Here is a 7,742-nt window from a genome sequence, read left to right as displayed (position 1 = left end):
GAAAAAGAATTAGAACATATAGTTTCTCAAAATGTGCAGGTTATTTGGCAATGCGGAAAATTATATTTCGAAGATTATAAGAAATACAATTCAAATAATGTTCAAGTTTTGGCATTTATTGACCGAATGGATTTGGTTTATGCTGCAGCGGATATTGTTATTTCTAGAGCCGGAGCATCTTCTGTTTCTGAATTATGTATTGTAGGAAAACCAGTGATTTTTATTCCGTCACCAAATGTGGCCGAAGATCATCAAACTAAAAATGCAAAATCAATAGTCGATAGAAAAGGAGCGATTATGATTAAGGAAAGCGAACTTGATTCGGAATTTAGTTTAGTTTTTGAAGCCTTGCTCAAAGATGATGGAAAACAAAAACAGTTGAGTAAAAATATTAAGCAATTGGCTTTGCCAAACGCAACAAAACAAATAGTTGACGAAATCGTGAAATTAATTAAAAAATAATATGGTTATTTTAATACTATTCATTTTAGTAATAATCTCAATAGGAGTAGCATATTATTATGATTATAAACAAGATAAAAAATATTTTAAAAAGTCAATTTTAAATGTTTTGGTATTAATAATAATTGTTTTAGCAATTATATTTTTTTCAGATATAATTAATTTTTTTAAAGTAAAATGAATCTAAATCAAATACATAACGTCTATTTTATAGGAATCGGAGGAATTGGGATGAGTGCTTTGGCGCGCTATTTCAAAGCCATCGGCAAGAATGTATCGGGTTATGACAAAACCGAAACGCAACTCACAAAAGAGTTACAACAAATTGGAATTGCCATTCATTTTGAAGATTCAATTGATTTAATTCCAACGGATTATTACGTAGAAAACACTTTAGTTATTATTACACCGGCAGTTCCAGTGCATCATTCGGAGTGGAATTATTTCATAGAACGTGATTTTGAAGTAAAGAAAAGAGCCGAAGTTCTGGGAATAATTACAAAAGATACTTTCTGTTTTGCAGTTTCAGGAACCCACGGAAAAACCACGACTTCAGGAATTCTTGGGCATATTCTATTCGAAAGCGGAGTAGATGTTACCGCTTTTGTTGGAGGAATTGTCGAAAATTACAATTCGAATTTAATAGGAAGCGGAAAAACGGTAACGGTTGTCGAAGCCGATGAATTTGACCGTTCCTTCTTGCATTTGCATCCCAATATTGCTTGCGTGACCTCGATGGATGCGGATCATTTGGATATTTATGGAGATAAATCAACAATCGAGGCATCGTTTGTAGAATTCGCGGATAAAGTAGAAGACAAAAGTAAACTTTTCATTACTAAGTATTTGCCTATTCAAGGTGTTACTTGTGCTGTGAATGAAGATGCTGTTTTCTCTGCAATCAATATCCGAATAGCAAATAGTCAGTATGTTTTTGATGTAAAAACGCCTTCGGAAACCATTAAAAATTTAGAATTTGGTTTGCCTGGAAAACATAATTTAATGAACGCACTTATGGCATTGGCAATGGCAAAAACTTTTGGCATCCCAACCGAAGACATTGCTAATGCTTTACGTTCATTCAAAGGGATTAAAAGGAGATTTTCGTATCAAATAAAAACAGAAAAACTAGTTTACATTGATGATTATGCGCATCATCCAACTGAAATAAATGCGGTTCACCAAGCTGTTCGGGAATTGTATCCTAACAAAAAAATATTAGCAATATTTCAACCTCATTTATTTAGCAGAACTAGAGATTTTGCCGATGATTTTGCGCAAAGTCTTGCCTCTTTTGACGAAGTAATTTTATTGGATATTTATCCAGCTCGTGAATTGCCGATGGAAAGAATTACGTCAACTTGGTTATTGAAAAAAATAGAAAATAAACATAAGAAATTAGTTTCAAAAACGGAATTAATTCCTTCGATTTTAGAGAGTGATGCCACGGTTATTGTGACTATTGGAGCAGGTGATATTGGAGAAATGGTAACAACAATTAAAAATGCGTTAAATGAAACTATTTAATTGGACAAATATTCGATTAATACTGATGTTTACATTGGTAATTTTTCTTTTTTCATTCACTTCAAATCGGAATGAAAGTAGAAAATTGACAAAATCAGTTGTTGTATTTGTAGGAGAAAACGCTCCTTTTGTAGATCAAGAAACGGTTAATAAATTGTTAATAGAAAATAACAAGGATGCACAAAGTATTGACAAAGATAAATTAGATTTGAATAAGCTAGAAAAGGCTTTAAATACACAGGAAATGATTGAAAAATCAGATGTATTTGTGAGCATTGATGGGGTTCTAAAAGCAGTAGTGAAACAAAAAACTCCAATAGCTAGAGTTTTTGACGGTGATGAGTCTTTCTATATTGATTACAAAGGAAATAGAATGCCGTTGTCAACTAATTTTACAGCTAGAGTTCCACTTGTTTCGGGGGAAATTAATAAAAAAAACAGCGAAGATTTAGCCGAATTATTTCGCATAATACATAACGATGAATTTTTGAAAAAAAATATCATTGGTGTTCAAATTATGCCAAACGGAAGCTTGAGAATGCTTAATAGAAACTTTAATTATCAAATTGATTTTGGCAAAACCATAAGAGTGAAAGCAAAATTCAATAATTACAAAGCTTTTTTTCAAAAAGCAGTTTTAGATAGTTCGTTATATAAATATAAAACAATTGACCTCAGGTTTGCGCAACAAGTCGTGTGTACTAAATAATAGATAATGGAAAAAGAGAATATTGCAGTAGGTCTAGATATTGGGACAACTAAAATTGTTGCCATGATAGGCAAGAAAAACGAATATGGAAAGCTAGAAATTTTAGGTGTTGGAAAATCTAAAAGTCTAGGTGTGGCAAGAGGTGTTGTAAATAACATTACTCAAACCATTCAATCTATTCAGCAAGCCGTTCTTGAAGCCGAAAATAAGTCGGGTTACAAAATTAAAGATGTAGTTGTTGGAATTGCAGGGCAACATATTCGTAGCATTCAACATAGTGATTATATTATTAGAAAAAATGCAGAGGAAGTAATAGGGGGTGATGATATTCAACTTTTAATTGACCAAGTAAATAAATTGGCAATGTTGCCTGGAGAAGAAATTATTCATGTTTTGCCACAGGAATTTAAAATCGATGGGCAATCTGAAATCAAGGAACCTATCGGAATGTATGGTGGAAGATTGGAATCTAGTTTTCATGTTGTGGTGGGTCAAGCTTCTTCAATAAGAAATGTTGGAAGATGTATTCAAAGTTCAGGAATTGAATTATCAGGATTAACCTTGGAACCATTGGCTTCAGCTGATGCGGTGTTGAGTCAGGAAGAAAAAGAAGCAGGTGTTGCATTGATTGATATTGGTGGTGGAACAACAGATTTGGCCATTTTTAAGGATGGAATTATTCGGCACACTGCCGTTATTCCTTTTGGAGGAAATGTAATTACCGACGATATTAAAGAAGGCTGTTCGATCATCGAAAAGCAAGCCGAATTGTTGAAAGTTAAATTTGGTTCTGCTTGGCCTGGAGAAAATAAAGACAACGAAATTGTCTCGATTCCAGGATTAAGAGGAAGAGAACCAAAAGAGATTTCATTGAAGAATTTGTCCAAAATAATTCATGCACGTGTTGTTGAAATTATTGAACAGGTTTTTACTGAAATTAAAGATTACGGTCACGAAGATCCTCGAAAAAAATTGATTGCGGGAATTGTGCTTACAGGTGGTGGAGCTCAATTGAAACATATTAAGCAATTAGTAGAATACATCACTGGGATGGATACTAGAATCGGATATCCAAATGAGCATTTAGCTGGAAATTCTGACGAAGAAATATCAAGTCCTTTGTATGCTACAGCCGTGGGATTGGTGATGAATAGTATCGAAAATAAAACGCAAAGTGCTATTAGGATTGATACAGGAGTTCCAGAGAAGACCTCGGTAATAAGACCGCCGGTTTTTCATCAACCAGAAGTTGAAGAAGTTGAAAACGAGGTTGAAAGTGAAAAAGTAATTAAAAAAGAAGAATCCACAGAAACTAAAATAAGAAGATCTTTTTTTGATAGATATGTTGATAAGATTAAAGATTTCTTGGACAACGCAGAATAAAAAATACTAATAAAAAATAATAAATACTAAAACCCAATAAGATGATGAGCAACTCAGAATTTGGAAGCATTACATTTGATTTACCCAAAAACCAATCAAATGTAATAAAAGTTATTGGTGTAGGTGGAGGCGGAAGTAACGCTATAAACCACATGTTTAAACAAGGCATCAAAGGCGTCGATTTTATCGTTTGTAATACCGATTCTCAAGCCTTAGACAACAGCTCTGTGCCTAACAAAATTCAGCTAGGTGTAAACTTAACCGAAGGACTTGGTGCTGGAGCAAATCCTGATGTTGGACAACAATCAGCTATCGAAAGTATTGCCGACATTGAAAAAATGCTTGACAGTAATACTAAAATGGTTTTTATCACAGCAGGAATGGGTGGGGGAACCGGAACCGGAGCTGCTCCAGTAATTGCTCAATTGTCTAAGGAAAGAGACATCCTAACCGTAGGAATTGTGACCTTGCCTTTCTTGTTTGAAGGAAAAGTGCGTCAGGAACAAGCACTTATAGGTATTGATAAATTGCGTAAACAAGTCGATTCGTTAATTGTTATTAATAACAATAAATTGAGAGAAGTTTATGGGAATCTTGGTTTCAAAGCTGGATTTTCAAAAGCCGACGAAGTTTTGGCGACTGCCTCAAGAGGAATTGCCGAAGTAATTACACATCACTATACACAAAATATCGATTTAAAAGATGCTAAAACAGTCTTGGCAAATAGTGGAACTGCCATTATGGGGTCAGCTGTAGCATCAGGAGAAAATAGAGCTAAGGAGGCAATTATGTCTGCTTTAGATTCTCCATTGTTGAATGATAACAAAATCACAGGTGCCAAAAACGTATTGTTGCTCATCGTTTCTGGCTCTGATGAAATCACGATTGATGAAATTGGTGAAATCAATGATTTTATTCAAGCTGAAGCAGGTAACAATGCCAATATAATTATGGGTGTTGGTGAAGATGAAAATCTTGGTGGAGCAATTTCGGTAACAATAATTGCAACAGGATTTGATGTTGAACAACAAAACGAAATTGTAAATACAGAACCTAAAAAAATTATTCATACTCTAGAAGATGAACAAAAAGGGGTTTATGATTTGACCAAAAAGTCAGTTCCTACATTCAATTTAAATAATGAAACTGCAGCATCTAATTCAGCCGAAAGAATTGTTTTTGAATTGTTAGAAGATACAGTAGAAGAACCTGAAGTTGTCTCAATTAACAAAGAGGAGTTAATGGGTATGTCTGAATTTATCAAAAATTTAGATGTGACTTTTGAAATAGTTTCTCCAATTAATGACATCGATTTTATGGTTGAGTCACAAAAAGTTAAGCAAATAGAAGTTGTAGCGCCAAAAATCTTTGAAAAAGAAGAACAAACTACTTTTTCTTTCGATTTGCCACTTTTTAAAACCGAACCTGTTGTAAAACAAGAAGAAAAGGTTTTATTCGAATTAACAAATGAAACTCGAAATATTGAAGTTAATGAGCCTGTTCAATTTGTTCCAGTAACTGAATTGACAGATAAAGGCATCATTAGATATTCACTTGAAGAATTCACTGAATTAGAAAATATACTTTCGGAAGCAAAACCAACAGCAATCGTCGAAGAAGTGATTCCAGAGGGAATGAACATCACGATGAAACGAGTAGATACATTTGAAAATAAAACTGCTACTTTCGAAAATGTTTCTCCAGTTGAAATGACTATTGAGGAAACATTGAAGTTTAGAGCTGATGAAAGAAGAAAAAAATTAAAGGAATTCAATTATAAATTTCATAATAACATTTCAAAAATTGATGAATTAGAAAGAGAACCAGCCTATAAAAGATTAGGAATTGATCTTTCCAATACACAAACTAACAGTGCAAATTCTAGAATTTCTGTGGGAACTGACAGCAATGACGACCTCCAGTTACGATCAAATAATTCGTATTTACATGATAATGTTGACTAACTAACCTAAACTAATGTTGCCTAACCCGGAAATTGAATTCAATTTCCGGGTTATTTTTTGTCTTTATGAGTAACCCAGCAAGCTATTGCTAATCCCATTAAATTTCTTTAAATTTGCCTTCCTGATTGCAGTCGAGAAAATTTAAAGTTTAAACATTCTCAAATCTGCAATCTCAAATCATAAATCTAAAATATATATGAGTTTATCAACACAAATCATGGAGGAAATAAAAACCGCCATGAGAGCCAAAGATACTGTAGCATTGGAAGCTTTAAGAGCTATTAAATCCGAAATCCTTTTAGCTCAAACAGCTACAGGATCCAAAGAAGAAATTTCAGCAGCAGACGAAATTAAACTACTTCAAAAATTAGTAAAAACCCGTAAGGATAGTGCTAAAATTTTTACAGAGCAAAATCGTATGGACTTGGCTGAACCAGAATTGGCACAAATAGCCGTAATCGAAAAATTCTTACCGGCACAATTAAGCGAAGCCGAAGTGGAAGCCGTAATTGCAAAAATCATTGCCGAAACTGGTGCATCAGGAATTGCTGCAATGGGAAAAGTGATGGGCTTAGCTTCTGCACAATTAGGTGGAACTGCCGAAGGAAAAACCATTTCTTCAATTGTAAAGAAACTTTTAGTATAAATAATTTAGGATTTGAGATTTTGGACTTTGAGGATCTAAATCACAAATCTAAAATCGTTAATCTTCAATCCTAAATCATATTGGCTGCGTAGTTCAACTGGATAGAATATCAGATTTCGGCTCTGAGGGTTGGGGGTTCGAACCCCTCCGCGGTCACATAAAAAAATCCAAAGATTTTGTCTTTGGATTTTTTATTGAATGCTATTTTTATATTCTTAAAAAGTGGTCAATTTCTTCAAATCGGCTATAGTTTCTGTTGGATTTTCTGCTTTGAAGACATAACTTCCTGCAACGAGAACATCAGCTCCAACTTTTGCCAATTGTTTCGCATTTTTATTGGTTACACCACCGTCAATTTCGATAATTGTTGAAGCACCTTTTTTATTGATTAATGATTTTAGTTTTTGTACTTTTTCATAAGTATTTTCAATAAAGGATTGTCCGCCAAAACCTGGATTCACACTCATAACCAAAACCATATCAATATCATTAATTACATCTTCTAATAAATCGACATTTGTGTGTGGGTTTAATGCAACTCCAGCTTTCATTCCTTCTGCTTTGATAGCTTGCAAGGTTCTGTGAAGATGTGGGCAAGCTTCATAGTGAACGCATAAAACATTTGCACCTAATTCTGCAAAAGTTTTGATATATCGATCAGGATCAACAATCATCAAATGGACATCGATTGTTTTCTTGGCGTGTTTTGCAATGGCAGCCAAAACTGGCATTCCAAAAGAAATATTGGGAACAAAAACCCCATCCATAATATCAATATGAAACCAATCGGCTTGACTGTTGTTTATCATTTCTATGTCTCGTTGTAAATTGGCAAAATCAGCGGCAAGAACTGAGGGAGCTATAAGTGTAGTTTTCATTGTTTGGTTGTTACGTTGAGACGCACTGCAGTACGTTTTTACAAGTTGTGTTGTTTCGGCAAAGATAATATAAAAAATAAAACTCCGGTAATCAGCCGGAGTTTCAATCATCAATCAAAAAACGAACAGTTAATCAGACCGTCGTTAACTTTGAAATTCCAAATTCGAAAAAT

Annotated in this window: 7 protein-coding genes and 1 tRNA gene; 7 read left to right on the top strand and 1 reads right to left on the bottom strand. The window is 33.9% G+C overall.

Features of this window, described 5'->3' with window-relative positions; all coding sequences use genetic code 11:
• From PHC28_RS12805 to PHC28_RS12775, 7 genes are all read left to right on the top strand, one after another.
• Positions 1–462: glycosyltransferase (locus PHC28_RS12805; protein ID WP_300101144.1), on the top strand; the 462-nt coding region annotated here is incomplete at its 5' end.
• 177 nt (positions 463–639) lie between these two features.
• Complete coding sequence (gene murC, locus PHC28_RS12800; protein WP_300101140.1) at positions 640–1,989, top strand: UDP-N-acetylmuramate--L-alanine ligase; 1,350 nt, start codon at positions 640–642, stop codon at positions 1,987–1,989.
• A complete protein-coding gene (locus PHC28_RS12795; protein WP_300101137.1) occupies positions 1,976–2,698 on the top strand; it encodes a cell division protein FtsQ in 723 nt (240 codons plus the stop codon). The genes murC and PHC28_RS12795 overlap by 14 nt, the downstream gene beginning before the upstream one ends.
• A 6-nt stretch (positions 2,699–2,704) precedes the next feature.
• Positions 2,705–4,081: a cell division protein FtsA gene (ftsA, locus tag PHC28_RS12790; protein WP_300101134.1), complete on the top strand. Its 1,377-nt coding sequence runs from the start codon at positions 2,705–2,707 to the stop codon at positions 4,079–4,081.
• Between the two features lie 41 nt (positions 4,082–4,122).
• Positions 4,123–6,045: a cell division protein FtsZ gene (gene ftsZ, locus PHC28_RS12785; protein ID WP_300101128.1), complete on the top strand. Its 1,923-nt coding sequence runs from the start codon at positions 4,123–4,125 to the stop codon at positions 6,043–6,045.
• A 196-nt stretch (positions 6,046–6,241) separates the two neighbouring features.
• Positions 6,242–6,691, top strand: a complete 450-nt coding sequence (locus PHC28_RS12780) for a GatB/YqeY domain-containing protein (RefSeq protein WP_300101123.1) — start codon at positions 6,242–6,244, stop codon at positions 6,689–6,691.
• A gap of 82 nt (positions 6,692–6,773) precedes the next feature.
• A tRNA-Arg gene (locus PHC28_RS12775) sits at positions 6,774–6,847 on the top strand.
• Between the two features lie 59 nt (positions 6,848–6,906).
• Here PHC28_RS12775 and rpe read toward each other — a convergent pair.
• Positions 6,907–7,569 carry a ribulose-phosphate 3-epimerase gene (gene rpe, locus PHC28_RS12770; RefSeq protein WP_300101118.1) on the bottom strand — a complete coding sequence of 221 codons (663 nt, stop codon included), beginning with the start codon at positions 7,567–7,569 and terminating at the stop codon, positions 6,907–6,909.
• Positions 7,570–7,742: the final 173 nt, after the last annotated feature.

The sequence above is a fragment of the Flavobacterium sp. genome, from assembly GCF_028712645.1.
Classification (GTDB): Bacteria; Bacteroidota; Bacteroidia; order Flavobacteriales; family Flavobacteriaceae; genus Flavobacterium.
This window is presented reverse-complemented; position numbering and strand designations above follow the sequence as displayed.

What these genes read in the sequence shown, in the direction of transcription:
- PHC28_RS12780 (WP_300101123.1), top strand. Translation starts at nt 6,242, where the DNA reads ATGAGTTTATCAACACAAATCATGGAGGAAATAAAAACCGCCATGAGA.
- PHC28_RS12795 (WP_300101137.1), top strand. Translation starts at nt 1,976, where the DNA reads ATGAAACTATTTAATTGGACAAATATTCGATTAATACTGATGTTTACA.
- murC (WP_300101140.1), top strand. Translation starts at nt 640, where the DNA reads ATGAATCTAAATCAAATACATAACGTCTATTTTATAGGAATCGGAGGA.
- rpe (WP_300101118.1), bottom strand. Translation starts at nt 7,569, where the DNA reads ATGAAAACTACACTTATAGCTCCCTCAGTTCTTGCCGCTGATTTTGCC.
- ftsA (WP_300101134.1), top strand. Translation starts at nt 2,705, where the DNA reads ATGGAAAAAGAGAATATTGCAGTAGGTCTAGATATTGGGACAACTAAA.
- ftsZ (WP_300101128.1), top strand. Translation starts at nt 4,123, where the DNA reads ATGATGAGCAACTCAGAATTTGGAAGCATTACATTTGATTTACCCAAA.